We start from the raw sequence: 23,572 nt of genomic DNA on the forward strand, positions 1-23,572 counted from the left end.
TTTTTTAACTTTAGAACAACAAACAGTTCTAAATTTTAAAAAATGAGTACACAACAAGTAGCTGATCGTTTGGTAGAATTATGCCGGAACGGTCAAAACATGCAAGCTCTCGAAGAGTTATATGCAGACAATATTGTAAGCAAAGAAATGCCTGGATATCCTGGGGAAGTAACAGAAGGTATTAAAGCTGTTTACGAAAAAAGTGAAAATTGGTATGCAAATGTAGAAGAATTTCATGGCGGTGAGGTTTCAGATCCTATTGTTGCTGATGATCATTTTTCATGCACAATGAGTATGGATGTTACATTTAAAGACAGAGGACGACAGCAATTTAGTGAAGTCTGTGTATACGGTGTTAAAGATGGAAAAATTGCATCTGAACAATTCTTTTATACGATGCCAAGTTAAAAATCTATTGGCAAAAAAATTAAAAGCAATATCGTTATGATGTTGCTTTTTTGTTCTTACTAAGAGTCAATAAACCATAAAATATATTTAACACTCCAAATCCTAAAATTAAAAATAGTATTTCGTTATCAGTAACAAAAAAAGCAGCTACTGCTAGTAAAATTTCTATCAATCCTAAATATAGTAGCGTTTTAGAGTAAAATCTACTTAAGTTTATTAGTAACAATCCATAAAATGATAAAAGTAAAGGAGTTACCAAGCTATAATAACCTTTGTTAGCAATTAAAATAATAATGACGCCAAGTATTAATATTGGTAACAATAAATTCAGTCGCTGATTTTTAGATACTGTATTCCATAAAGTACTATTATTTCTTTTTGCTTTTCGTTTCCCTCTTATCCATAAAATGAAAAGTGAAATAAGTATAATTACTACTACAATTACAATAACTGCAATTTCTAAGAAAGCAATTGGTAAGGTTGAAGAACCATCAAAACCTTGACCATAATCTGAGGTTAAAAAGTCTACAAGGTAAATTCCCAATAGAAAAAAGATTCCTATTAAAATTCCTGACAAACCGCTTAAAGAAAAATATGATTTGAGTTCTTTCATTAATCATAAAAAATATACAACAAATTAAGTGAATATTTTTTGAGTGTGAAAAGCAGTACTTTTATATCATGAATCCTGCTGAAGATTATATTTTAAATCAATTAGGGCCTTATAAATCAATTTTATTGCATTTACAGGTTTTGATTGAAGGTAATTTCAAAGATGTTGAGCTTAGATATAAATATAAAATACCTTTTTATTATTTAGATGGTAAGCCTTTTTGTTACTTAAATGTTCCTAAAAAGAAAAACTTTGTTGAAGTTGGTTTTTGGGCTTCGGCGCATTTATCAAAATATAATGAGTTTTTAATTTCTGATGGCAGAAAAGTAGTAAAGTCATTTAGGTATAAGTCTTTAGATGATATCGATCAAGAAATTTTATTAGCCGTTCTAGAAGAAGCTTATGAAGTGAACCATAAAGGTTTTTGGAAGTAGTTTCTACTTTAAATCTACCTTATATTGCAAGGCAGTTCTTCGGTTAGCTATGATGAACAATTCAGTATTTTTATTTTGAGTAAAAGGGATGGAAAAAGTACATGTTAAGCCCAAACAATTAGTTTTAATTTCTTTTGGTATACGTTCTCCTTTAAAAGCATAATGTAATTTTATAGTACTTGGTATTTTACCCATTACAAAAGTTATTTTACTATTTGCTTTAGCTGTAAGTTTCCCTTGTAATGGAGAAATTAATTCTAACTTTTGCTTAAAAAAAGTTCTACTAAAAACAGGTGTATTAAAAAACTCTTTCTTCGAAAAATTTTTCCTAGAGAACGATAAATCTGATTCCGTTGGTAGATGAGATAATATAAATTCATCAGCATCAGTAAAAAAATAGTAGTCATTAAATTTTTTCACCCATCTATTTCCATCCATATAGCCTGCTCCCCACGTAGCATCTAATAAGTGCCATTTATTATTAATCCTCACTGCATTCCAAGCATGATTTCCTTGATTCGGGTTGCTTCCTATATCATTAATATCTGTCTTAGAATATCCATCAATAAATAAACACGGTATTCCTAAATACTCTGAAATTTTTTTAAAGGTTTGCGCATATCCTTCACAAACTGCTTTCTTATTTGCCAGTGTAGAATTTACTGTATGCTCATTTACTGCTGCCAATTTTCTGCGTAAGTCTTCTTGATCGCTATATGTGAAATTAATTTGAGTATTACCATTATATAATGCTTGAACATCATATGAGATATTAAAAGTCAACCAAGTATAAACAGCACGAACTTTCTCTTTGTCTGACTTAAAATCTTTATTTATTTGATTAGCTATCGCTTCCGCGGAAGCAAAAGCAGGATACGTACGAACTTTAACATCAACTTCATTATAGTTTTGGCTTAAACCAATTGAACTGTAAAGGAAAAACAGAAAAACTAAAAAAGGCTTCATAATATAAAGAAAACAAAAATGATGCTAAAAAGTTGTTGAAAAATGTTAAAATTAATTTACAACGAATTCACCACTCTTCTAATAGCCACCAAATTGGTTAATAGTGATTTTAGATGATCTAAATGCAGCATATTCGCGCCATCAGATTTTGCATTGGCAGGATCAAAATGAGTTTCTATAAACAATCCATCTACTCCAGTAGCGACACCTGCTCTTGCAATAGTTTCTATCATGTCTGGTCGACCGCCTGTAACCCCAGAAGTTTGATTAGGTTGTTGTAACGAATGTGTTACATCTAAAACTGTAGTTGCATATTGTTTCATTGTAGGGATTCCTCTAAAATCTACAATCATATCTTGATAGCCGAACATTGTTCCTCTATCGGTTAGCATTACATTTTCGTTACCAGAATCAATTACTTTTTTTACAGCGTGCTGCATACTTTCGGCACTCATAAATTGCCCTTTTTTAAGGTTAACTACTTTACCTGTTTTAGCTGCAGCAACAACCAAATCTGTTTGGCGAACTAAAAAAGCAGGAATCTGTAATATATCAACATAATCTGCTGCTTTCTTAGCATCAGAAACTTCATGAATATCTGTAACTGTTGGTACTTGAAATTTTTCACCTACTTTCTGTAAAATTTCTAAGGCTTTTTCATCTCCAATTCCTGTGAAACTATCTACACGTGAGCGATTAGCTTTTTTAAAACTTCCTTTAAAAACATAAGGTATCTCTAGTTTATCTGAGATGGAGATTACGCGTTCTGCAATTCGCATTGCCATATCTTCTCCTTCAATAGCGCATGGACCAGCCAATAAAAAGAAATTACCGCTATTAGTATATTTTATATTAGGAATTGAAGAAATATTCATCTTGCTAAAATTTTAGCAAAGATACTACTTTGTTAAACTTCTAAAGAGGCTTTCTAAATCTTGGCTTTTAAGTTGAGATTGCAACAATTTTAGACCATTTTCTTGTGCAAAATCAAAGATTGCTGATCGCATATCTTTATTTGTATCGAAAGTTAATTGCCAAGTATTATCGTGTAGATTAATCGCTTTTATTAGTTTAGGTATTTGCTTTAATAATTGTTCTTCAACCCTTAGATTAAACTCAGCTTCTATTAATTGTTCTTTGCCCGATCTTAGATCTGAGAGTTTTTTATCGGTTACTATTTTACCTTTATTAATGATAATTACTCGATCACAAACCGCTTCAACTTCTTGCATAATATGTGTAGAAAAAAGTACAGTTTTAGTTTTGCCAATTTCTTTTATTAAACTTCTGATCTCTACCAACTGATTTGGGTCTAATCCAGTAGTCGGTTCATCTAAAATTAGAACTTCTGGGTCGTGCAATAAAGCTACAGCTAATCCAACTCTTTGGCGATATCCTTTTGAAAGTTGTCCTATTTTTTTATGTGATTCTGATGTTAAACCAACCTCTTCAATAACTTCATTAACCCTGTCTTTTGAAATATTATGAACCGAAGCATTAAACCCAATATATTCCTTAACATACATGTCTAAATATAAAGGATTGTGCTCGGGTAGATAACCAACGGACTTCTTTACTTCTTGTGGATTTGTAATAACATTATAACCATTTACGATAACTGTACCATTAGTTGGTGAAATGTAAGTGGTAATAATCTTCATCATAGTAGATTTTCCAGCTCCATTAGGGCCAAGAAACCCTACAATTTCTCCAGACTCTATTTTAAAACTAACAGTAGCTAATGCATCTTGCACTCCGTATGTTTTAGTGATCTCTTGTACTTCTATCGACATTTTAAGAATTTATAAAGCAAAGAAAAGAAATTTTAAATACTAATATTTCTCTTTTAAATGATTAATGTTAAAATTTTTAAATACAAAAATAAATCTATTACTTTTGGCGTTATGTCATCGCTAAACATTACTAACTTTTTAACCTATCCCTTCTTATGAAAATTGCCCTACAAGGTGTAAAAGGATCATTTCATGATATTATTGCAAATCAATATTTTGGTAATGATATTACTATTACTGAATGTGATACATTTGCGGAAATACCTAAACTCGTTATTAGTAATACTGTTGATGCTGCTGTAATGGCAATTGAAAATTCGAATGTTGGTGCTATCCTTTCTAACTATGCTTTAATCGATCAAAATAACTTAAATATACATGGAGAGGTTTATCTACCAATGATTCATAACTTAATGGCGTTAAAGGGGCAAGCTATAGAAGATATTGAAGAGGTTTGGTCACATCCTATTGCAATTCAACATTGCGAAAATTTTTTTAAAAATCACCCTGGTATTAAAATAATTGAAGAAAAAGACACCGCCTCTGTAGCTAAAATAATAAAGGAAAATAAGTTAAAAAATGTCGCAGCCATTGCCAGTAAAAAAGCTGCAGAGATTTACGGGTTAGAAATTCTCGAAGAAGAAATACAAAATGATCAATATAATATTACTCGATTTTTCATTCTAACAAAGAGTAGGGAGCATCATCCAGAAGATTATTTAAATAACAAAGCTTCATTAAAATTTATAACACATCACCAACTAGGTAACTTAGCAGAAATATTGAACGTTTGTGTTAAGCATAAACTTAATTTATCCAAGATTCAATCGATACCCATAACCGATGAGCCTTGGAATTATGCCTTTTTTATAGATCTTATTTTCGAAGATTACCATCAGTATTGTAAAGCTTTATTAATACTAGAAAAAAAGGTAAGTCATTTAAAAATACTAGGTGAATATCAGGAACACAACCTTAAAACCAATCTTTTGACAGCTTAACGAAATCGTTATAGCAGTTTAAAAAATAATAATTTTACAAAAAATTTGTTTTTTAAATTTTTACTTCTAGTTTTGTCTTGATTATATAGCAAGATGAATTTATTAAATACTTGGCAAGCTTATTTTTACTTCTTTTATTTTTTTAAAATGAAGCGAGGCTTTATGGGTGTTTATTAATTATAAAAATAAGTACAATGCAAAGGCCTCGAATAATCGAGGCTTTTTTTATACAATAAATTTAAATGAAAATAGCCATACAAGGTATACAAGGATCTTTTCATCATATAGTCGCCAATCAATATTTTGGTGATAATATTCAGCTAGATGAGTGTATGTCTTTTGTTGAAATTCCTGAGCTTATTAACACAGAAAAAGTAAATGGCGCTGTTATGGCTATAGAAAACTCTTTGGCAGGTGCTATTTTACCTAACTATGCTTTAATTGATGAATTTAATTTAAGTATTCATGGCGAAGTCCATCTACCAATTCATCATCATTTAATGGGATTAAATGGACAAACACTTAAAGATATTAAAGAAGTATGGTCGCATCCAATGGCTATTTTACAGTGTAGAAAATTTTTTAGAGAACATCCTCAAATTAAATTAATAGAGGCGGTAGATACTGCCGAAGTTGCTAAACAAATAAATGAACAGCAACTAGAGGGAATTGGAGCTATAGCTAGCAAAAAAGCTGCTGGTATTTACAATCTTTCAATTATTGAAGACAAAATACAAACCAGAAAGCATAATTATACACGTTTTTTCATCCTTAAAAAGAAGAACGGCAAACTAAATTCTTCATTAGAAATTAATAAAGCATCACTAAAGTTTATTACAAAACATCAAACGGGCAGTTTAGCAGAAATTCTAAATATATTTTCAGACAATGATCTTAATTTAACTAAGATTCAGTCAATGCCAATTATAGATGAACCCTGGCAGTATGCCTTTTTTGTAGACGTAATTTTTGATGATTATATCATTTACAATGAGGCATTAAAAAAAATTGAACAAAAAGTACATAGTTTAAAGGTCTTGGGGGAATACAAGCAAAGCAAACGAAAATATGATCTCTAAAGCAAATAGATTACAGAATGTTGAGGAATACTACTTTTCTAAAAAATTAAGAGAAGTACGAGAGCTCATTGCTCAAGGAAAGCCTATAATAAATATCGGTATAGGTAGCCCTGATTTACAACCTTCTGAAGAAGTTATACTAGCACTTAAAAAGTCAACACAGTTAGAAAATATTCATGGTTATCAAAGTTATCAAGGATTGCCAGAATTAAGAACTTCTATGGCCGAATTTTATAAAAGATATTATAATGTCTCTGTAAATTCTGAAAACGAAGTTTTACCATTAATAGGGTCTAAAGAAGGTATTCTACATATTTCTATGGCCTTTTTAAATGCTGGTGATGAGGTTCTAATTCCAAATCCAGGATACCCTACCTATACTTCAGTTACAAATTTAGTTGAGGCTAGACCTGTTTTTTATGACCTAAAAGAGGATGGAAATTGGTTTCCAGACTTAGACATATTATCTAAAAAAGATTTATCTAAGGTAAAATTGATGTGGGTTAATTATCCGCATATGCCAACTGGTTCAAAAGCAACTAAAAAACAATTTAAAGAGTTGATTTCTTTTGCAAAAGAACATCAAATTTTAATTGTAAATGACAACCCATATAGTTTTATATTAAATGAACATCCTCTAAGTATTTTATCGATTGAAGGAGCTAAAGAAGTTGCTGTTGAGTTGAATTCTTTAAGTAAAACTTTTAACATGGCTGGCTGGAGAGTAGGTATGGTTCTTGGCGGATCCCAATATATTAAAAGCATACTTCAGGTAAAAAGTAATATGGACTCTGGTATGTTTTATGGAATTCAACAAGGAGCAATTGCTGCTTTAAATTCTGATAAAAGCTGGTTTAATAATCTAAATGAAATTTACTCTAAAAGAAGAGAAATTGCTTGGCAAATAGCAGACATTTTAAAATGTAGTTATAATAAAAATGCATGCGGTTTGTTTGTGTGGGCTAAGCTTTCTGAAGGAATAAAAGCTGAAGAAATGGCTGATAAATTATTATATCAGTACAATGCTTTTTTGGCTCCAGGAACCATTTTTGGCAGTAATGGTGAAGGGTACATTCGTATTTCATTATGTGTGCCAGAAGATAAATTAAAAAAAGTATTAAAAAGAATATCGAACAAATGAAAAAAGTAGCTGTTATAGGTTTGGGGTTAATTGGTGGTTCTTTAGCACTAGAGTTGAAAAAAACTTCTTGGGCTACAATTTATGGCATTGATAATAACCTAGATCATTTACAAAAAGCACTTGAGCTAGGCATCATATTCGAAAAAGCCACTATCGAAATTGTAAAAAAAGTAGATACAGTAATTGTCGCTGTTCCTGTAGATAAAATACCAAAAATAACTATACAAGTTTTAGATCTAATTCAAGAAGACACATTAGTTTTTGATGTGGGGTCAACAAAACATGCTGTATGCCAAGCTGTAAAGAATCATGAAAAAAGACAAAATTTTGTAGCACTACACCCAATTTCTGGTACTGAATTTTCTGGCCCAGAAGCTGCTATATATGATTTATTTTCAGGCAAAGTAAATATCATCTGTGAGCAACATCTAAGTAGTAAAAAAATGATTGATAAAGCTGTAAAGTTATTTGAAACTTTAAATATGCGTAATGTGTTTATGAATTCTGCTAAGCAGCACGATGAACATATTGCTTATGTGTCGCATTTGTCACACATCAGTTCTTTTATGCTAGGAAAAACCGTTTTAGAAATTGAAAAGGATGAAAAAAATATTTTTGATATGGCTGGTAGTGGTTTTCAATCTACCGTTCGGCTAGCAAAGAGTAATCCAAATACTTGGACTCCAATCTTTTTACAGAATAAAGAAAGTATTCTAAAATCATTAAACGAATACATTAAAAATTTAGAACTATTTAAACAATTAATCGAACAAGAGTCTGCTAATAAAGTACATGCTGTTATGCAAGATACTAACAGAATAAAAGATGTCTTAGCGGGAATAAAAAATAAATGAAACTAATGAAAGCAACGAATTTTTCAACATGGTTAGACAAAATGGAATTATCTCACCCATTAGTAATTGCTGGGCCATGTAGTGCAGAAACAGAGGAGCAAGTACTAAAAATAGCGCATCAATTAAAGAAAACTGATGCAACTGTTTTTAGAGCTGGTGTTTGGAAACCTAGAACTAGGCCTGGTAATTTTGAAGGTAATGGGGCTAAAGCATTACCATGGATTGCTAAAGTTAAAGAAGAAACTGGCTTATTAACTGCTATTGAGGTTGCCAATGCACAACATGCAAAACTCGCTTTAGAATTTGATATCGATATTATTTGGATAGGCGCTCGTACAACCGTAAATCCTTTTGCGGTTCAAGAACTAGCTGATGCCTTACAGGGTACTGATAAAATTGTATTAGTAAAAAATCCTGTAAATCCAGATTTAGCTTTATGGTTAGGTGGAATTGAGCGCTTACACAAAGCAGGTATTAAAAATTTAGGAGCTATACATCGTGGGTTCTCATCATATAAGAAAACTAAATACAGAAATAATCCGCAATGGCAAATACCAATTGATCTAAAAAATCAATATCCTACACTTCCTCTTATTTGTGATCCGTCACATATTTGCGGTGAGCGAGATGGTATTTTTGATGTTTGCCAGACAGCATTAGATCTAAAATTCGATGGCTTAATGATCGAAACACATAATGACCCAGACAATGCATGGAGTGACGCTAAGCAACAGATTACACCTGAGGTATTAGATCAGATTACTATTGATCTTAAAGTTAGAAAACCGCGATTTGAAGATAAAGAACCGTTAGAAAAGCTCACCAATCTTAGAAAAGAAATAAACAATATAGATAAACGATTAATTGAATTGTTATCAGACAGAATGGATGTCGTTGAAAAAATTGGTAATGTTAAAAAAGAAGGAAACGTAGCTATTTTACAACGAAGCAGATGGCAAGAGGTAATTAGGGGAATGGTAAATCTCGGTGCAGAGCAGGGATTAAGTTCTGACTTTGTTGAGAAAATTTTTAAAGCAATTCATCAAGAATCTATACAACATCAAGAGAAAATAGTTAATAGTTAGCTTATTATTACCTTTGCACAAATTTAGGTACTACCTATGGCTCAAAAATATATTTTCTGCATGAAATGGGGCACCTTATATGGTGCTGAATATGTAAACAGATTGCATTCTATGGTTAAAAGAAATTTAACATACGATTTCAAAATGGTTTGCTTTACTGATGATGAAAAGGGCATTATTGATGAAGTTGATTGTTATCCAATTCCTGAAGTCAATATCTCTGGTAATTTACCCGAGCGTATGTGGAAAAAACTAACCACTTTAAAAGGTGATCTTTACGGATTAAAAGGAACAGCTTTATTTCTTGACTTAGATGTAGTAATTGTAGATAGTTTAGATCCGTTTTTTGAAATAGAGGGTGAATTTTTAATTATAAAAGATTATTTAAAACCAACGGGTAATTCTTCTGTGTATAGGTTTGAAATAGGTAAACACCCTTATGTGTTTAATTATTTTGTCGAAAATTTTGACACTATTAGAAAGCAACACAGAAATGAACAAGAATATTTAACTCAATCAATAAAAGACCATGGCAATCTAAGCTATTGGCCTAAAGAATGGTGCCCTAGTTATAAATATGATTGTGTCTCTAGAATTCCTTTTGCTTTTTGGGTTACTCCTAAAATTCCTGAAGGTTCAAAAGTTCTTATTTTTCACGGAGAGATTAATCCTCACAAAGCAATAAAAGGTGGTAGAGGTAAATGGTATCGCTATGTAGCTCCTGCTCCTTGGGTAGCAGATTATTGGAAATAGAAAATAAAAAAACCTCAGCTTTTTTAGCTGAGGTTTTTTCCGCGAAAGCGAAATTCTTTTAAGATTCTAATACAGGTATACGTAATACTTGACCAGGATAAATCTTATCTGGGTCAGAAAGCATTGGCTTATTAGCCTCGAAAATTACCGGGTATTTCATAGCATCACCATAATATACTTTAGCAATTTTACTTAAAGAATCACCACTAACAACAGTGTGAAACTGAGCTTCTGGTTCTTGAATAGCTGTTGTCATTTGATCATCTACACTTGCAATACCTTCTGTATTACCAACAACTAGTATAACTTTTTCTCTTGTAGCTTGGTCAGCAGCTTCACCATAAACTGTAGCAGTATCATCGTCTACGTTAATGCTTAAATTTTCTACTTCTAAACCTAATACGTTAACCGCTTCTGCTAATTTTCCTGCTTTCTCTGCAGCTTCTTCAGCGTCTGTTTTACCGATTCCGAAAATTTTAGCTCCTGCATTTTTAATGAAAGAAAATAATCCCATAATTTAATTTTTATTTTAATTGATTAATAAATAGTTTTAATGATGTGAAGATACAATTATTTTCACAATATTTTTTGAAAAATAGTCTTAGATATGGCTATAATTCGAGTTGAAGTTGGCAATTTTTATGCCAAATTTTAATATTATTGTTGTCTAAACAAAAATCTTGTGGTTGTACATAACTTAGAAACTGAAAATTCGATCTTAAACACTTTTGTTACTCAGCTTAGAGATGTTTCTATTCAAAAGGATAAAATGCGTTTTAGACGAAATATTGAGCGCATTGGTGAGATTTTGGGTTATGAACTTAGTAAATTTTTAGAGCAAGAAATTATAAAAACTACAACTCCATTAGGTATTAGAAATACATCTGTGCCAAAAAATGATCTTGTTTTATGTTCAATTTTAAGGGCTGGTGTACCATTGCATAATGGTGTACTCAATTATTTTGACAATGCCCAAAATGCTTTTATTTCTGCTTACAGACATCATTTGAATAGTGATGATTTTGAAATAGTTGTTGAATATTTTGCAAGCCCATCTATAGAAGACAAGACGGTGGTTTTAATTGATCCAATGTTAGCTACTGGTAAATCTTTAGTCGCAGTTAATGAAGCAATTAAAAAACATGGCGAACCGAAACAGGTACATATTCTATCAGTTATCGGGGCTAGGCAAGGAGTAGAATTTGTTGAACAACATTTCCCTAAAAATACTCATTTATGGATTGCTGCGATCGATCCAGACTTGAACTCTAAAGGATATATTGTGCCTGGTTTGGGTGACGCCGGAGATTTAGCTTTTGGTGAAAAATTATAAGAAATAAACTACAACGGTTAAAGTCAATAAGCTATATAGAAACACTTCTTTAAACCACCTTTCTTCTACAATCTGTAAATAGTTTGCGAGTATTAACGCCATCGGAAAAAATAAAAAAAGTAGTTCTGAGCCATTTTTAGAAGGCCATGGTAATACTACTAATACCAATATAAAAAAATGCGTAATCAATAGTTGCCACGAACTTCTAAATTCGTTATTAACCGTAATTATTTTTAATGTAGTTGGAAATATTGCCCATAACATTAAGGCTATTATAATCGCTAAAGGGATTAAGAGTCTAAATGAATTATAACTATCAAAACTCGATTGGTAGTTAAAGTTTAATATATCGCTAAATACGACATCCTTATCAAGTAAAAATAAATATGCAAAGTAAATTATTATTGGGCATAAAAATCCTGTTAAAGGGATGATGACATTACGCAAAGTCCATTTATCAAATAGAAAAGTAGCAATATAAATAAGTATTAAAACTAAAATACTCCATGGATATATTAATGTGGCGATACCAATCCAAAACGCACTATCAAATAATTTTTCCTTTGTATCTTTTTGTGTTCTTAAACTATATATTCGCCTGTAAGAGAGTAATAAAATAAAATTTACAATTACTAGTTTAAAATTAATCACTGACAAAGGAAACATGCCTAAAAACAACACAAATAACAAGAGTGTGTAAGAGTTATCCTTAGTTAAATTGTTCTTCCTTAAAATAAAATTTACGGTAAATAAGGTAATTAATAACAACACAAAATAAGATGCACTGCTTAACGCGAAAGAAAGTGTAAGATCTCCTATAAAATTTAATACTGTAGAAAAAACATAGATTAAAAACAATAAGGCCACGATAGCCAAAGTATTAATAGGTTTTGTTTTATTAAAAAAATTGGCAATCATTGCTTTATTTTATATTTTTGCTCGGTAAATATAATTAAGATATGATTGCTAACAATATTTTTAGGGCTATAGGTAATTTTTGTACAGAGTATGCATTTGCTATTTATGATGCTTTTCGTTTTACTAAAGGTTGGTGGGCTTCAAATTTGGTGAATACAGTAATTATCTTAATTGGTTTTATAGCTATGTTTTATTGGTTAGGCCAAATGGCTGGTCATGCAAAATCTAGCAACTCTTAATAATTCTTTTCTTTTTTAAACCTACATTTTGGGCAGCAAGAATAAATTGAAGCGATTTCGTGAAAATGAAACTTTTGCTAACGTTATTCAACCTTCGCGTGACGACGTTTTAGGTAACTTTCATCTAAAAGGAAAATGGTCAGCTTTTTTTAAAAACAATAATCCTATTATTTTAGAATTAGGATGCGGTAAGGGTGAGTATACCTTAGCTCTTGCTAGAAAAAACCCTCAATTCAACTATATTGGTATTGATATAAAAGGGGCTCGTTTTTGGCGAGGTGCTAAAACTGCTTTAGAAGAAAACTTAGAAAACGTAGCCTTTTTAAGAGCTCAAATAGAATTGATCAATCTTTGTTTTGATGAAAATGAAGTCTCTCAAATCTGGATTACATTTCCTGATCCACAAATAAAATATACAAGGATGAAGCATCGCTTGACAAATCCTGATTTTCTTAAAAAATATCAATATATTCTGTCTAATGAAGGTTTTATTCATTTAAAGACCGATAGTGAATTTTTGCATGGTTATACTTTAGGGTTGTTACAAGAAGGTAATCATGAAATTATATACTCACATCATAATATTTATAATAACCATCACTCACCCACAGAAGCTACTCTTACACAAACCTTTTACGAAAAACAATTTCTAGAGAAAGAAAAAGCAATTACTTACGTCAAATTTAGAACTAAATATTAAAGGTGACTCTAGCTATTCATTTTTTACTAGGTTTTGCAACTTCATTTATCGGAACAATTCCTCCTAGTATGCTGAATATGACAGCGGCTAAAATTAGTATACAAAAAGCAAAAGCCGAAGCTATAAAATTTGCATTAGGGGTGTCATTAGTAGTTTTTGTTCAAGCCTATATTGCCATTTATTTTGCAAAATATATTCACAATAATGCAAATATTGAATGGTATATTACAGTATTCGGAATTATAATTTTCGCCGCTCTTTCTATTTACTTCTTTCTTCAAGCTAAAGCAGAAAAAAAAGAAATAAAAAAGTTCAAATTAAAATCAAATTTTTTAGCGGGCGTTATTCTCTCTTCGTTGAATATGTTTGCTATTCCTTTTTATTGTGGTGTAAGTAGTGCACTAAATATGTCTGGATGGATTAATTTTAATGTAACAAACATCTTGTTTTTTGTGGTAGGCTCTTCCTTAGGAACTTTTACTTTATTGTACATTTATGCACAATCAGCTGTAAAAATTAACCAAAAAGCAACTATATTAACCAAAAATCTTAATTATATTTTAAGTGCTTTGACAGGAACTGTTGCATTAATTACACTATTTAAAATTATATGAGTGAATCAAGTAATTTTTTTGAGAAAGTTTATGAAGTCGCAAAGCAAATTCCTTACGGAAGAGTAACTTCTTATGGCGCCATTGCTAAATATCTAGGGGCAGCACGTTCTGCTAGAATGGTAGGTTGGGCCATGAATGCCTCTGGTAAAGATGATACTGTACCAGCTCATAGAGTAGTAAATAGAAATGGTTTGCTATCTGGGAAGCATCATTTTCAAGGAACAAATCTTATGCAGCAATTACTTGAAAGTGAGGGTGTTTTAATTAAAGACAATAAAGTTGAAGATTTCGAAAATCTTTTTTGGAATCCTGGTGATAATCTTGATTAAATGAACACACTGTTACAATATTTTTTTATATTTTTAGTTTTTATTTACGCTTAGCGTCTGTAATGGATTGGCTTTGCTTTTTTTTTTATAAATTGCGCACAAAAAGGGACCAACATGAAAACATGTTCAAAATTATTGCTATTAGTCTTTATCTTATCATTTTCTAAGTCTTTTTCTCAATTAGATATTAGTCATGAAATTGGAATAGTAACTGGTCCTTTGAGTATGCAAACTGACTATGGGGAAAGACATCACTTTCCTAGTAGTAATGCCACTACTTTTGGCGTTGCTGTGGTTCATTACCTTAGTTTTTATGGAAACAACTATAATTGGAGAAATGGTGCTAGTTATTTTTCTGATCATTTTAAATTAAGAACTGAATTTTCTTATTATTTTAACAACGATCTAAAGCATAAAGGTCGCTATATTGAAGAAAATTCGGCAATTGCTCCTAAGTTAAGAGCTATGACTGGTGCAACAAAAATCTATAATATTGGTACCCAACTAGAGTATTACTTTAAAAACCTTGAAGATTATGGTTTGTTATTTAATACCGCAGATAAATTTGCGCCCTATATAAGCGCTGGAGTCCAATACAGCAGATTTGACGCTGAACTTACTAATACTCCTAACGGGGGATTAGATGAGAGTAATTTACCTGAAAAATGGCAAGGCAACTTCTATATAGAACCCGATAATACTTTTTCATTTACTTTTAGCGCAGGTACTAGGTATAAGCTCAATAATGTAGATCTTGTGGCTGATGCTCGATGGCAATATTTTTTATCTGATAAAGTAGACGGATTAGATCAAGTAGATGGGTCTAGTAAGTTTAACGATACACTTATTTTCTTTAGTGTGGGTGTGATATTCGACTTATCAAATATTAATAATTAAGAGCTTGTTCTAAGTCATTAATTAAATCTTCAATATCTTCTATTCCGACACTTAATCGAATTAATGATTCATTAATTCCTAATTTTTCTCTTTCTTTTTCTGGAATTGATGCATGAGTCATTGTTACCGGGTGATTAACTAAACTTTCTACACCTCCTAAAGATTCAGCAAGCGTAAACACTTCAAAATTTTCTAAAACTTTAAAAGCAACTTTTTGACTTTTGTCTTTTAATCTAAAAGATACCATTCCTCCAAAATCTTTCATTTGCTTTTTTGCTATTTCATGGTTTTTATCACTTACTAATCCTGGATAATAAACCTCTTCAATTTTAGGATGCTTCTCTAAATACTTGGCAATAGCAATACCGTTTTCGCAATGACGTTGCATACGAATATGTAATGTTTTGATTCCACGTAATGCCAAAAAACTATCCTGAGGCCCTGCAACACCTCCACCAGCAAATTGAATAAAATGTAAATCTTCTGCTAATTTCTCATCTTTTACCATTAAAGCACCCATTATTAAATCAGAATGCCCTCCTAAATATTTAGTTGCCGAATGCATTACTATATCCGCTCCTAAATCTAATGGTTGTTGTAAATAAGGTGTCGCGAAAGTATTGTCAACTGCAATTAAAATATCTTTACTAATCTTCTTTGTAAGTTTACTTATTGCTTCTATATCAGCAATTTTCATTAAAGGATTAGTTGGTGTTTCTAACCAAATTAGTTTAGTTTTATTATTAATGTATCTTTCAACGCTTGAAGCTTCTTCCATATTAATGAAATGAAATTTCAATCCATATTTTTCGAACATTCGAGTAAACATTCTATACGTTCCGCCGTATAAATCATCACCTGCCACAACCTCATCTCCTGGGTTCAATAATTTCAACACACAATCAATAGCCGCTAAGCCAGATGAAAAAGCAAAACCACGTGTACCGTTTTCAATAGCTGCAAAATTGTTTTCTAAAGCAGTTCTAGTTGGATTTGCTGCTCTAGAATATTCATAACCTTTATGCTTACCAGGGCTACTTTGAGCATATGTAGAAGTTTGATAGATAGGGGGCATTACTGCACCAGTAGCTGGGTCGTGTTCTTGACCACCATGTATAGTTTTAGTATTAAATTTCATCCTAATTTGCTTTGTTTGAAGTTGCTTAGACGTTAAAACTCAGAATTATGTACAACAATTATATTAATCTCTAAATGTTTGTGTAAAAGTATTGATTTTTATACTTAAAACAAGCTATTTTTACTTCACTAAAAATATAAAATAAATGAAAAAAATATATCATCTAAAAACTTGTGATACTTGTAAGCGAATTTTAAATCAACTAAACCTGAATGGTGTTGAGTTACAAGAAATTAAAACTAATCCTATTAAAATAAGTCAGCTTGAAGAAATGTATGACTTAAGTAAAAGTTATGAAGCATTATTTAGTAAAAGAGCGAAAAAATACAAGGAAATGGATTTAAAGAATCAAGAACTTGCTGAAATAGATTATAAGCAGCTAATATTAAATGAATATACTTTCTTAAAAAGGCCTGTAGCTATTATTGATGGTCAAATATTTATAGGAAACTCTCAAAAAAATATTGAAGCTTTAAAAAAGGCTCTAAATTAGATTATTTCTTACTATATAGCATCGGATTTAGCTCGTCATCATTATACATTTTCATCTGCTTATAGACTTTCATATACTTCTTGCCCTTAGATATATCCTCTATAAGATCGTCTATAGCCGAAGATAAGTCTTTACGTTGATCTAAAAGAACATTCAATTTTTCTTGACATTGTACTCTATGTTCTTTAGACGCTGTTTCACGCGTAGCTTCTTCATTCATATGGTAAATTTTCAAAGCTAATATTGACAGTCTATCTATTGCCCAGGCTGGACTTTCTGTGTTAATTTTCGCATCATTGTTAACAGATACATTCTTATACTTGTCTAAATAATAACTATCAATATACTCAACCATATCGGTTCTATCTTGATTTGAAGCATCAATTTTTCTTTTAAGCGTTACTGCTTCTGTAGGATTAATATCCGGTAAGCGAATAATATCTTCATAATGCCATTGAACTGTATCTATCCAACATTTTCTATACAATAAATGTTCTAGTTCATTGGGTTTATAAGGGTTATTAAATACTTGATCTACATCATCTACCACATGATACTTATCTATAACTTTATCGAAAAGCTTGTTAAAATCGGTTGATTTCATTTATTAGTTAAATTTTCTTTCAATTAATGCCAAAAGTCTTTCTTCGTATTCTTCCTTATTAGACCAGTCATAATCAGGTTTTACATTAGAATTTAAGAACTCTTTTGCTTCTTTCTCGGTTTTAAATGTGTTTAATTGCGATAAAACTCTATTGAATTCTGATTGATTGAAGTTAAACAAGTTATTTACAAATGCTATTCGATCATTTAATCCAACAGTAATAGCTTTATTTATAAGCTTTTCATTTAATGTTTTCTTTCCAGAACTAGTATCATCATTATCATCAAAAAGAGTAGCCGTTTTATCAGCAGATATAGCATCTCTAAATTCTTCTTTAGAACTAATTTGATTAGATTTTAACCCTTGAATATCTATTTTAACCGATTCAAACTTAGGCTCAAATACTGTATCTTCTTTTTTTTGCGATTCGTCTGTTTTTTTAACTTCTTGACTCACTTCTTTTTGAATTTTCCTAGACGGTTCACTTTTTAACGTTTTATCAATTTTTTTAAGTAAATCTTCTTTAGATGTCGTTAAATTTGGTGTGGTTTCTATATATTCATCAACATAAGCCAATACTGCTAACTTCTCGTATACTTCTTTGGCTTTATCGCGCAATGCAGCAGCCTCATCTTTATTCTTCATCTGTAAAATGCGGTGGGCTAAACTCACTAATTCTGCTTCCAGTTTTTTGTGCATAAATTGAAGTATTTAATTAAAAAAGGACTACTATTTTTAATACTTTTGTTTCTTATACTTAGAAAAATAGTGTAGCTAATCTTTTAAACGCCGAAAATTACAAAATGTTTCTTGAAAATACAGTAAATCATGTAGAACAATTTGGATGGATTGAGGTAATTTGCGGTTCAATGTTTTCTGGTAAAACCGAAGAACTCATAAGAAGACTTAAACGTGCTCAATTTGCTAAGCAGAAAGTTGAGATATTTAAGCCAGCTGTTGATGTTCGATATGATGAAGAAAAGGTTGTATCTCATGATTCTAATGAAATACGCTCAACACCTGTTCCTGCGGCTGCTAATATCCGAATTCTAGCTAATGATGTGCAGGTAGTTGGTATTGATGAAGCTCAATTTTTCGATGACGAAATTGTTTCTGTTTGTAACGACCTAGCTAATAGAGGAATTCGTGTTATTGTTGCCGGTTTAGATATGGATTTTAAAGGAAACCCCTTTGGGCCAATGCCAGCACTAATGGCTACAGCTGAATATGTTACAAAGGTACATGCGGTATGCACTAAAACAGGAAATCTAGCACATTACAGCCATAGAAAGGTTAAAAATGATGATGTCGTTTTTTTAGGAGAAACTGAAGAATATGAGCCTTTAAGTCGGGCTGCCTATTACAAAACCATGTTAGAGGAAAAAGTACAGCAAATGGAGGTAAAAGATATAGAAGAAATTGTTCCGAAAGAAAAATAATCGATGCCTTTAGCTAAAGAAACTATTTTAGAAATAGACTTAAATGCACTACAGCATAATTTTGAGTTTTTTAAGTCTAAAATTAACTCCTCCACTAAGTTTTTAGCTGTTGTAAAGGCCTTTGGCTATGGGAGTGATGCCGTAATTATAGCTAAACATTTAGAAAAATTAGGGGTTGATTATTTTGCGGTCGCGTATACAAAAGAAGGTGTTGCGCTTAGAAATGCTGGCATTTCCACTCCAATTTTAGTGTTACACCCTCAACCAATTAATTTTAAAGAACTTATTAAAAGGTGTCTAGAGCCCAATCTTTATAATGCTAGAGTATTAAATGTTTTTTTAGATGTTACTAAGGATCAGGGGCAGAAAGATTATCCTATTCATATTAAGTTTAATACAGGTTTAAATCGATTAGGGTTTTGGGAAAATGATGTAGATTATATTATAGATAAACTCAAGAATGATCCCTCTGTTAAAGTAAAATCTATCTTTTCTCATTTAGCTGCCAGCGAAGATTTAAATGAAAAAAAGTTTACATTAAATCAAATCAATATTTTTAAAAAAATTGCTTCCGGATTTGACCAAAAATTAGGTTATAAGCCGTTGAAACACCAATTAAATACCTCTGGCATTCTCAATTATGCGAAAGATGCTCAGCTAGACATGGTTAGGTGTGGAATAGGGCTGTATGGGTTCGGTAATAATCTACTACATACTTCTCAATTAAAAAATGTTTTTAATTTAAAATCTGTTATTTCTCAAATACATACGGTTGAACCTAATGAAAGTGTGGGCTACAATCGTGCTTTTAAAGCTAAGAATTATATGAAAACTGCAACAATACCTATTGGTCATGCCGACGGTATTCATAGAGCATTAGGAAATAGTAAGGGTTATGTAACTGTTTGTGGGAAAAAAGCATCAATTTTAGGGAATGTTTGTATGGATATGATTATGGTTAACATTACCAATATTGATTGTAATGAGGGCGATGAAGTGATTATTTTTGATTCTCAGCAAACTATAAATGATCTCGCAAAAAATGTAAATACAATCTCTTACGAGGTTCTTACCGCCATTTCTCAGCGTATAAAACGTGTTATTAAGTAATACGTAATTTTACTATATTGCGCTTATTATTAACCAAGTAAATAAAAAAACATGTTAAAAGAGTTTAGAGATTTTATTATGACTGGCAACGTAATTGATTTTGCTGTTGCAGTTATTATGGCAGGTGCCGTTGGTCTCGTTGTAAATGGTTTTGTAAATGATATTGTAATGCCTTTGGTTGGTGAAGCCGTAGGTGGCGTTGATTTTGCAAGCTTGAAAAAAGTGCTATCTCCAGCTGTAGTTGACGCAGATGGTAATGTTACAACACCAGAAAATTCAATTCGCTATGGTGCATGGATTAATACCATTGTAAACTTACTAATCGTAGGATTTGTAATGTTTTTAATTGTTAAAGCTTATAATAAAGTCAAGAAACCTGAAGAGGCTGCTGCTCCAGATGGCCCGTCGGAAATCGACTTATTAACTGAGATAAGAGATTCTTTGAAAAAATAATCTTTAAAATAAGATTGAATAAAAAACCTCGCAATTAATTGCGAGGTTTTTTATTCTTAGATGTAACTTTTTAAAAAATATAAAGTATTTAATACAGAAGCTAGCCAAAATGACCAATAGTTTGAATCATTTAACAGATGAAGAATTGATGCAAAAAGTATCTAAAGGCAACTTAGATATAATGAGAATTCTATTTGATAGATATAATGTTCGCATTTTTAACTTCTTCAATAAAATGATTCATAATAAAATGGTAAGCGAAGATTTGACTCAGGATGTATTTGTTAAGGTCTTAAAATATAGGGTATCCTATAAAAACGGAAATTTTGCTTCTTGGATTTATACTATCGCAAGAAATATTTTTTCCAGTTATTATCAGAAGCGAAAAAAAGAACAAAACAATTTTTCTGATCAAGACCTTCTAAATAATCCTGCAGATTTAGTAACTGAAGATAATCAAGATGAAATTGATCACTTACAGAAAGCTCTGTTAAAGCTGAATAATTCAGATAGAGAATTGATTATCATGCATCGGTTTCAAGAAATAAAATACGAACAGATAGCTGAAATCTTAGGAAGTAATGAAAACGCTGTTAAGGTAAAAACACATAGAGCAATAAAGAAATTAAAAGCACTCTATTTTAAAACTATAACGTGATAAAAGCATAAATATGGAATGCAACACAGTACAAAATAAACTAATTGATTTTTTAGAAGATAAGTTATCAGAAAATGAACATAAATTAATTTCTAAACATCTAGACAATTGCGCTGTTTGTCAAAAAGAAGTTAATGATATGGGGATCTTTTTAGGATTGTTGGCTAAAAATAATCAAGAAACTCCTTCGGAAAGTTTGCGCTTAAATTTTGAAGAGTTTTTAGACAGTGAAAAAGAAAATCAACAAAAAGTTGTAACACTAAAGCCAAAATTTAATTATAAGGTGGCTTTAAAATATGCAGCCGGAATTGCTTTATTAGTTAGCACATTTTTGTTTGGTAGATATATACAAACAAAACAGCTTGATAAACAAGCAACGATACTTGCTCTAATGGAAAATGAATCTGCAAGTAAGAGAATCCAAGGAGTTCAATACATTGAAGAGTATAAAAACCCTGACCCTAAAATTGTAGAGGCATTAGTAAAAAGAATGCTTTATGATGAAAATACTAATGTGCGTTTAACAGCTGCAAATGCATTAGAATTATTTATTTCTTCTGAATCAGTAAAAAATGGGTTTATAAAAGCTTTAGAAATTGAAAAGGATCCTGCTATTCAAATTAGTATTATCAATTCATTGGTGAAAATTCAAGAGAAAAAAGCATTAAAACCAATGCAAAAATTATTAGAAGAAGAGGAAACACAATCTTTTGTAAAAGACGAAATAAGAACAGTATTAACAAACATTATATAAATAAAACGAATAATTATGCAAAAATTAAGAATTTTTTGTTTGGCTTTTATCATAGCCTTTGCAGTAAAAGCTCAAGAATATACACATTCATTAAATGGTGTACAATGGGTAAAAATTGAATCTAAAGCTGATTTAACCATAAAAACTCACAATGGAAATCAGTTGTTAATTAAAAGCAAACATACTTACAAAACTCCCGAAAAGGCAAAAGGGTTAAAATTAGTTGGTGAAGTTGGTACAGCTAACACTGATGTAGGATTTTATGTAATTAAGGAAGGTAACTCATTAATTGTAAAGAATTTAAGAAAATCGAAAAGTGCGGAAGTGTATCTACCTGCATCTCAAAATATTTCGGTTGTTACAACTTGGCATGGAGATATTAAGATTCATGATTTTAAAGGTGAAATTGAGGCTAGTGCTAAACTTAACGGTGGTATTGTAATTAAAAATGTAAGTGGACCACTAACTGCTAATACCTTGAATGGCGGTATTGAAGTTATTTTTGATAAAGTAGCTCAGAGTTCTCCAATTACTATATTTTCTACCAACGGCGCATTAGATATTAGTTTGCCTGAAAATACACCAGCTGATGTTTCTTTAAGCACAATTAACGGAGAAATTTATACCAATTTTGATATAAGCTTACCAGATAAAAATGGCCTACGTGCGATTGCATCTAAAAAAGTAAGAGGAGCAATTAATAATGGTGGTGTAAACTTTCAATTGAAAACTACCAATGGAAACATTTACTTACGAAAAAAATAAAAATATCATGAAAAATATAGTTATCTCTTTATTTATAGTCGTGTCGTTAAACTATGTTAAAGCACAAAAGATTATAGAAAAAAATATTAGTTATAAAAATCAATTTATAGAACTAGACGCAAAGTTTGCATCAGATATTACAGTAAAAACATGGGATAAGAATATTGTTTATTTTAAGGCAGATATTTACATAAAAGATAGTAAATATTTAGAATTATATGAACTAGATTTGAATGAAAATTCTTCCTCTATTACCTTCGAATCTAACTCTGAAGCCATTTTTAAAAAACAATGGGAAGATTATAAAAAGAAATATCCGAACAAAAAGCATTGGTCTAATTCTAGTGAAGATCGATGGTATGAATTTAATTATACACTATATGTGCCTAAAAATGCAAAATTTAAAGTGAGTAGTATTAATGGGGATCTATCATCTGAGCTTATTGAAGGTAATTTTACAGCAGACCTTATAAACGGAGATATAAATATCTCTAAATATGCGGGTGACTTTAATCTTAAAACCATAAACGGCGAAATTGATCTTAAAGTTATAGATGCTGAGCTTGTGGCAGAAACCATTCACGGTGATATTTTTGCAGATGAAAAGTTAAGCTTAACTACTAAAGATAGGCATGTTGGTCAAAAAGTATATGCCAAAACCAAAACTATTAAAAACTCCCTTAAGCTTAAAACTATTAATGGAAATATGTATTTAAGGATATAAGAAACATAAAACCCGAACAAAAGTTTGGGTTTTATTTAAACTCTTACAACTACAAATCCTTTTCGTGTTTTTTTGTAATATTTCCCACTCCAAGTATAGTATCTTTTGCCTTTTATAACCACAACTTTATGGTGTCTTGGAGCCTTCTTAATAACTAGAGCATGTGTATGTACTGGTCTTGTATGAACAACACAAGAATTACCTAAAAATAATAATGCACACCCAAATAAAATTAGAATTAACTTTTTCATTTTTCTAGATTTTTAATTTGATTCTA

32 protein-coding genes are annotated in these 23,572 nt (G+C 31.0%); 22 read left to right on the forward strand and 10 right to left on the reverse strand.

The genetic code is table 11. From position 1 onward, the window contains the following. The first annotated feature begins 42 nt into the window (after positions 1–42). The gene (locus AC3IF2_RS11580; protein ID WP_489167447.1) at positions 43–408 is read left to right on the forward strand and encodes a SnoaL-like domain-containing protein; all 366 of its coding nucleotides are present in this window, start codon (positions 43–45) and stop codon (positions 406–408) included. 34 nt (positions 409–442) lie between these two features. On the opposite strand, the gene AC3IF2_RS11585 is transcribed toward AC3IF2_RS11580, so the two are convergent. Beyond that, positions 443–1,021: a hypothetical protein gene (locus AC3IF2_RS11585; RefSeq protein WP_489167449.1), complete on the reverse strand. Its 579-nt coding sequence runs from the start codon at positions 1,019–1,021 to the stop codon at positions 443–445. Positions 1,022–1,089: 68 nt separating this feature from the next. Between AC3IF2_RS11585 and AC3IF2_RS11590 the strand changes: the two genes are divergently transcribed. Further along, a complete protein-coding gene (locus AC3IF2_RS11590; RefSeq protein WP_489167450.1) occupies positions 1,090–1,455 on the forward strand; it encodes a DUF1801 domain-containing protein in 366 nt (121 codons plus the stop codon). A 3-nt stretch (positions 1,456–1,458) separates the two neighbouring features. On the opposite strand, the gene AC3IF2_RS11595 is transcribed toward AC3IF2_RS11590, so the two are convergent. From AC3IF2_RS11595 to gldA, 3 genes are read right to left on the reverse strand one after another with little or no spacing between them, the layout of a single operon-like run. Further along, complete coding sequence (locus AC3IF2_RS11595; protein WP_489167452.1) at positions 1,459–2,421, reverse strand: transglutaminase domain-containing protein; 963 nt, start codon at positions 2,419–2,421, stop codon at positions 1,459–1,461. A gap of 56 nt (positions 2,422–2,477) precedes the next feature. Continuing rightward, complete coding sequence (gene kdsA, locus AC3IF2_RS11600) at positions 2,478–3,296, reverse strand: 3-deoxy-8-phosphooctulonate synthase (RefSeq protein WP_489167454.1); 819 nt, start codon at positions 3,294–3,296, stop codon at positions 2,478–2,480. A 24-nt stretch (positions 3,297–3,320) separates the two neighbouring features. Then, positions 3,321–4,214: a gliding motility-associated ABC transporter ATP-binding subunit GldA gene (gldA, locus tag AC3IF2_RS11605; protein ID WP_489167455.1), complete on the reverse strand. Its 894-nt coding sequence runs from the start codon at positions 4,212–4,214 to the stop codon at positions 3,321–3,323. Positions 4,215–4,369: 155 nt separating this feature from the next. On the opposite strand from gldA, the gene AC3IF2_RS11610 reads away from it, so the two are divergent. The 6 genes from AC3IF2_RS11610 (at position 4,370) to AC3IF2_RS11635 (ending at position 10,127) form a co-directional block, all read left to right on the forward strand. Then, positions 4,370–5,215 (forward strand): prephenate dehydratase, encoded by an 846-nt coding sequence (locus AC3IF2_RS11610; protein WP_489167457.1) that lies wholly within the window; start codon positions 4,370–4,372, stop codon positions 5,213–5,215. 242 nt (positions 5,216–5,457) lie between these two features. Continuing rightward, positions 5,458–6,294 carry a prephenate dehydratase gene (locus AC3IF2_RS11615; RefSeq protein WP_489167458.1) on the forward strand — a complete coding sequence of 279 codons (837 nt, stop codon included), beginning with the start codon at positions 5,458–5,460 and terminating at the stop codon, positions 6,292–6,294. Next, positions 6,284–7,435, forward strand: a complete 1,152-nt coding sequence (locus AC3IF2_RS11620) for a pyridoxal phosphate-dependent aminotransferase (protein WP_489167460.1) — start codon at positions 6,284–6,286, stop codon at positions 7,433–7,435. The genes AC3IF2_RS11615 and AC3IF2_RS11620 overlap by 11 nt, the downstream gene beginning before the upstream one ends. After that, positions 7,432–8,289 (forward strand): prephenate dehydrogenase, encoded by an 858-nt coding sequence (locus AC3IF2_RS11625; protein ID WP_489167462.1) that lies wholly within the window; start codon positions 7,432–7,434, stop codon positions 8,287–8,289. The genes AC3IF2_RS11620 and AC3IF2_RS11625 overlap by 4 nt, the downstream gene beginning before the upstream one ends. A gap of 5 nt (positions 8,290–8,294) precedes the next feature. Beyond that, positions 8,295–9,374 (forward strand): chorismate mutase, encoded by a 1,080-nt coding sequence (locus AC3IF2_RS11630; RefSeq protein ID WP_489167463.1) that lies wholly within the window; start codon positions 8,295–8,297, stop codon positions 9,372–9,374. 36 nt (positions 9,375–9,410) lie between these two features. Next, entirely contained in the window at positions 9,411–10,127 is a 717-nt protein-coding gene (locus tag AC3IF2_RS11635; RefSeq protein ID WP_489167465.1) for a glycosyltransferase, read from the forward strand. A 58-nt stretch (positions 10,128–10,185) separates the two neighbouring features. On the opposite strand, the gene lysM is transcribed toward AC3IF2_RS11635, so the two are convergent. Continuing rightward, positions 10,186–10,641, reverse strand: coding sequence for a peptidoglycan-binding protein LysM (lysM, locus tag AC3IF2_RS11640; protein ID WP_489167467.1), 456 nt, complete (start codon positions 10,639–10,641; stop codon positions 10,186–10,188). A gap of 168 nt (positions 10,642–10,809) precedes the next feature. Here lysM and upp point away from each other — a divergent pair, with 168 nt between their 5' ends. Next, positions 10,810–11,460: a uracil phosphoribosyltransferase gene (gene upp / locus AC3IF2_RS11645; protein ID WP_489167469.1), complete on the forward strand. Its 651-nt coding sequence runs from the start codon at positions 10,810–10,812 to the stop codon at positions 11,458–11,460. On the opposite strand, the gene AC3IF2_RS11650 is transcribed toward upp, so the two are convergent. After that, entirely contained in the window at positions 11,455–12,378 is a 924-nt protein-coding gene (locus AC3IF2_RS11650) for a DUF6427 family protein (RefSeq protein WP_489167471.1), read from the reverse strand. The genes upp and AC3IF2_RS11650 overlap by 6 nt on opposite strands. Positions 12,379–12,419: 41 nt before the next feature. Between AC3IF2_RS11650 and AC3IF2_RS11655 the strand changes: the two genes are divergently transcribed. The 5 genes from AC3IF2_RS11655 (at position 12,420) to AC3IF2_RS11675 (ending at position 15,157) form a co-directional block, all read left to right on the forward strand. Further along, the gene (locus AC3IF2_RS11655) at positions 12,420–12,617 is read left to right on the forward strand and encodes a DUF6341 family protein (protein WP_489167473.1); all 198 of its coding nucleotides are present in this window, start codon (positions 12,420–12,422) and stop codon (positions 12,615–12,617) included. A gap of 28 nt (positions 12,618–12,645) precedes the next feature. Next, positions 12,646–13,317, forward strand: coding sequence for a tRNA (guanosine(46)-N7)-methyltransferase TrmB (trmB, locus tag AC3IF2_RS11660; protein ID WP_489167475.1), 672 nt, complete (start codon positions 12,646–12,648; stop codon positions 13,315–13,317). A 2-nt stretch (positions 13,318–13,319) separates the two neighbouring features. Next, positions 13,320–13,931, forward strand: coding sequence for a LysE family transporter (locus AC3IF2_RS11665; RefSeq protein ID WP_489167477.1), 612 nt, complete (start codon positions 13,320–13,322; stop codon positions 13,929–13,931). Further along, positions 13,928–14,260, forward strand: coding sequence for an MGMT family protein (locus AC3IF2_RS11670; RefSeq protein ID WP_489167479.1), 333 nt, complete (start codon positions 13,928–13,930; stop codon positions 14,258–14,260). Before AC3IF2_RS11665 ends, AC3IF2_RS11670 begins: the two co-directional genes overlap by 4 nt. Positions 14,261–14,374: 114 nt before the next feature. Beyond that, positions 14,375–15,157 (forward strand): THC0290_0291 family protein, encoded by a 783-nt coding sequence (locus AC3IF2_RS11675; RefSeq protein ID WP_489167480.1) that lies wholly within the window; start codon positions 14,375–14,377, stop codon positions 15,155–15,157. Here AC3IF2_RS11675 and AC3IF2_RS11680 read toward each other — a convergent pair. Continuing rightward, a complete protein-coding gene (locus tag AC3IF2_RS11680) occupies positions 15,147–16,295 on the reverse strand; it encodes a cystathionine gamma-synthase (protein ID WP_489167481.1) in 1,149 nt (382 codons plus the stop codon). The two genes, AC3IF2_RS11675 and AC3IF2_RS11680, sit on opposite strands and share 11 nt — an antisense overlap. 145 nt (positions 16,296–16,440) lie before the next feature. Between AC3IF2_RS11680 and AC3IF2_RS11685 the strand changes: the two genes are divergently transcribed. Beyond that, entirely contained in the window at positions 16,441–16,788 is a 348-nt protein-coding gene (locus tag AC3IF2_RS11685) for an arsenate reductase family protein (RefSeq protein ID WP_489167483.1), read from the forward strand. Between the two features lies 1 nt (position 16,789). Here the strand turns inward: AC3IF2_RS11685 and AC3IF2_RS11690 are convergent, their stop codons facing one another. Next, entirely contained in the window at positions 16,790–17,392 is a 603-nt protein-coding gene (locus AC3IF2_RS11690; protein ID WP_489167485.1) for a DUF4254 domain-containing protein, read from the reverse strand. Between the two features lie 3 nt (positions 17,393–17,395). Beyond that, positions 17,396–18,091 carry a DUF8457 domain-containing protein gene (locus tag AC3IF2_RS11695; RefSeq protein ID WP_489167487.1) on the reverse strand — a complete coding sequence of 232 codons (696 nt, stop codon included), beginning with the start codon at positions 18,089–18,091 and terminating at the stop codon, positions 17,396–17,398. A gap of 104 nt (positions 18,092–18,195) precedes the next feature. Here AC3IF2_RS11695 and AC3IF2_RS11700 point away from each other — a divergent pair, with 104 nt between their 5' ends. From AC3IF2_RS11700 to AC3IF2_RS11730, 7 genes are all read left to right on the forward strand, one after another. Beyond that, on the forward strand, positions 18,196–18,831 hold the full coding sequence (locus AC3IF2_RS11700) for a thymidine kinase (protein WP_489167489.1): 636 nt from the start codon (positions 18,196–18,198) through the stop codon (positions 18,829–18,831). Between the two features lie 3 nt (positions 18,832–18,834). Next, entirely contained in the window at positions 18,835–19,941 is a 1,107-nt protein-coding gene (gene alr / locus AC3IF2_RS11705) for an alanine racemase (protein ID WP_489167491.1), read from the forward strand. A gap of 51 nt (positions 19,942–19,992) precedes the next feature. Beyond that, positions 19,993–20,394: a large conductance mechanosensitive channel protein MscL gene (mscL, locus tag AC3IF2_RS11710; RefSeq protein WP_489167493.1), complete on the forward strand. Its 402-nt coding sequence runs from the start codon at positions 19,993–19,995 to the stop codon at positions 20,392–20,394. Positions 20,395–20,515: 121 nt separating this feature from the next. After that, on the forward strand, positions 20,516–21,052 hold the full coding sequence (locus AC3IF2_RS11715; protein ID WP_489167494.1) for an RNA polymerase sigma factor: 537 nt from the start codon (positions 20,516–20,518) through the stop codon (positions 21,050–21,052). Between the two features lie 13 nt (positions 21,053–21,065). Continuing rightward, complete coding sequence (locus AC3IF2_RS11720; protein ID WP_489167496.1) at positions 21,066–21,806, forward strand: HEAT repeat domain-containing protein; 741 nt, start codon at positions 21,066–21,068, stop codon at positions 21,804–21,806. A 15-nt stretch (positions 21,807–21,821) separates the two neighbouring features. Continuing rightward, positions 21,822–22,571, forward strand: a complete 750-nt coding sequence (locus tag AC3IF2_RS11725; RefSeq protein ID WP_489167498.1) for a DUF4097 family beta strand repeat-containing protein — start codon at positions 21,822–21,824, stop codon at positions 22,569–22,571. Positions 22,572–22,578: 7 nt separating this feature from the next. Beyond that, positions 22,579–23,295, forward strand: coding sequence for a DUF4097 family beta strand repeat-containing protein (locus AC3IF2_RS11730; protein ID WP_489167500.1), 717 nt, complete (start codon positions 22,579–22,581; stop codon positions 23,293–23,295). Positions 23,296–23,330: 35 nt separating this feature from the next. On the opposite strand, the gene AC3IF2_RS11735 is transcribed toward AC3IF2_RS11730, so the two are convergent. Next, positions 23,331–23,546, reverse strand: a complete 216-nt coding sequence (locus tag AC3IF2_RS11735; RefSeq protein ID WP_489167502.1) for a DUF6515 family protein — start codon at positions 23,544–23,546, stop codon at positions 23,331–23,333. Positions 23,547–23,572: the final 26 nt, after the last annotated feature.

This window comes from Maritimimonas rapanae (genome assembly GCF_057837205.1).

Bases quoted from the DNA above. Each gene is read 5' to 3' on its own strand.
- AC3IF2_RS11625 (WP_489167462.1), top strand. From the start codon at position 7,432: ATGAAAAAAGTAGCTGTTATAGGTTTGGGGTTAATTGGTGGTTCTTTA.
- AC3IF2_RS11690 (WP_489167485.1), bottom strand. From the start codon at position 17,392: ATGAAATCAACCGATTTTAACAAGCTTTTCGATAAAGTTATAGATAAG.
- AC3IF2_RS11720 (WP_489167496.1), top strand. From the start codon at position 21,066: ATGGAATGCAACACAGTACAAAATAAACTAATTGATTTTTTAGAAGAT.
- AC3IF2_RS11735 (WP_489167502.1), bottom strand. From the start codon at position 23,546: ATGAAAAAGTTAATTCTAATTTTATTTGGGTGTGCATTATTATTTTTA.
- AC3IF2_RS11675 (WP_489167480.1), top strand. From the start codon at position 14,375: ATGAAAACATGTTCAAAATTATTGCTATTAGTCTTTATCTTATCATTT.
- kdsA (WP_489167454.1), bottom strand. From the start codon at position 3,296: ATGAATATTTCTTCAATTCCTAATATAAAATATACTAATAGCGGTAAT.
- AC3IF2_RS11695 (WP_489167487.1), bottom strand. From the start codon at position 18,091: ATGCACAAAAAACTGGAAGCAGAATTAGTGAGTTTAGCCCACCGCATT.
- AC3IF2_RS11610 (WP_489167457.1), top strand. From the start codon at position 4,370: ATGAAAATTGCCCTACAAGGTGTAAAAGGATCATTTCATGATATTATT.
- AC3IF2_RS11700 (WP_489167489.1), top strand. From the start codon at position 18,196: ATGTTTCTTGAAAATACAGTAAATCATGTAGAACAATTTGGATGGATT.
- AC3IF2_RS11615 (WP_489167458.1), top strand. From the start codon at position 5,458: ATGAAAATAGCCATACAAGGTATACAAGGATCTTTTCATCATATAGTC.
- AC3IF2_RS11655 (WP_489167473.1), top strand. From the start codon at position 12,420: ATGATTGCTAACAATATTTTTAGGGCTATAGGTAATTTTTGTACAGAG.
- AC3IF2_RS11580 (WP_489167447.1), top strand. From the start codon at position 43: ATGAGTACACAACAAGTAGCTGATCGTTTGGTAGAATTATGCCGGAAC.
- AC3IF2_RS11680 (WP_489167481.1), bottom strand. From the start codon at position 16,295: ATGAAATTTAATACTAAAACTATACATGGTGGTCAAGAACACGACCCA.
- gldA (WP_489167455.1), bottom strand. From the start codon at position 4,214: ATGTCGATAGAAGTACAAGAGATCACTAAAACATACGGAGTGCAAGAT.
- AC3IF2_RS11620 (WP_489167460.1), top strand. From the start codon at position 6,284: ATGATCTCTAAAGCAAATAGATTACAGAATGTTGAGGAATACTACTTT.
- alr (WP_489167491.1), top strand. From the start codon at position 18,835: ATGCCTTTAGCTAAAGAAACTATTTTAGAAATAGACTTAAATGCACTA.
- AC3IF2_RS11685 (WP_489167483.1), top strand. From the start codon at position 16,441: ATGAAAAAAATATATCATCTAAAAACTTGTGATACTTGTAAGCGAATT.
- AC3IF2_RS11635 (WP_489167465.1), top strand. From the start codon at position 9,411: ATGGCTCAAAAATATATTTTCTGCATGAAATGGGGCACCTTATATGGT.
- AC3IF2_RS11650 (WP_489167471.1), bottom strand. From the start codon at position 12,378: ATGATTGCCAATTTTTTTAATAAAACAAAACCTATTAATACTTTGGCT.
- AC3IF2_RS11595 (WP_489167452.1), bottom strand. From the start codon at position 2,421: ATGAAGCCTTTTTTAGTTTTTCTGTTTTTCCTTTACAGTTCAATTGGT.
- AC3IF2_RS11630 (WP_489167463.1), top strand. From the start codon at position 8,295: ATGAAAGCAACGAATTTTTCAACATGGTTAGACAAAATGGAATTATCT.
- AC3IF2_RS11730 (WP_489167500.1), top strand. From the start codon at position 22,579: ATGAAAAATATAGTTATCTCTTTATTTATAGTCGTGTCGTTAAACTAT.
- mscL (WP_489167493.1), top strand. From the start codon at position 19,993: ATGTTAAAAGAGTTTAGAGATTTTATTATGACTGGCAACGTAATTGAT.
- AC3IF2_RS11670 (WP_489167479.1), top strand. From the start codon at position 13,928: ATGAGTGAATCAAGTAATTTTTTTGAGAAAGTTTATGAAGTCGCAAAG.
- AC3IF2_RS11585 (WP_489167449.1), bottom strand. From the start codon at position 1,021: ATGAAAGAACTCAAATCATATTTTTCTTTAAGCGGTTTGTCAGGAATT.
- AC3IF2_RS11725 (WP_489167498.1), top strand. From the start codon at position 21,822: ATGCAAAAATTAAGAATTTTTTGTTTGGCTTTTATCATAGCCTTTGCA.
- AC3IF2_RS11590 (WP_489167450.1), top strand. From the start codon at position 1,090: ATGAATCCTGCTGAAGATTATATTTTAAATCAATTAGGGCCTTATAAA.
- lysM (WP_489167467.1), bottom strand. From the start codon at position 10,641: ATGGGATTATTTTCTTTCATTAAAAATGCAGGAGCTAAAATTTTCGGA.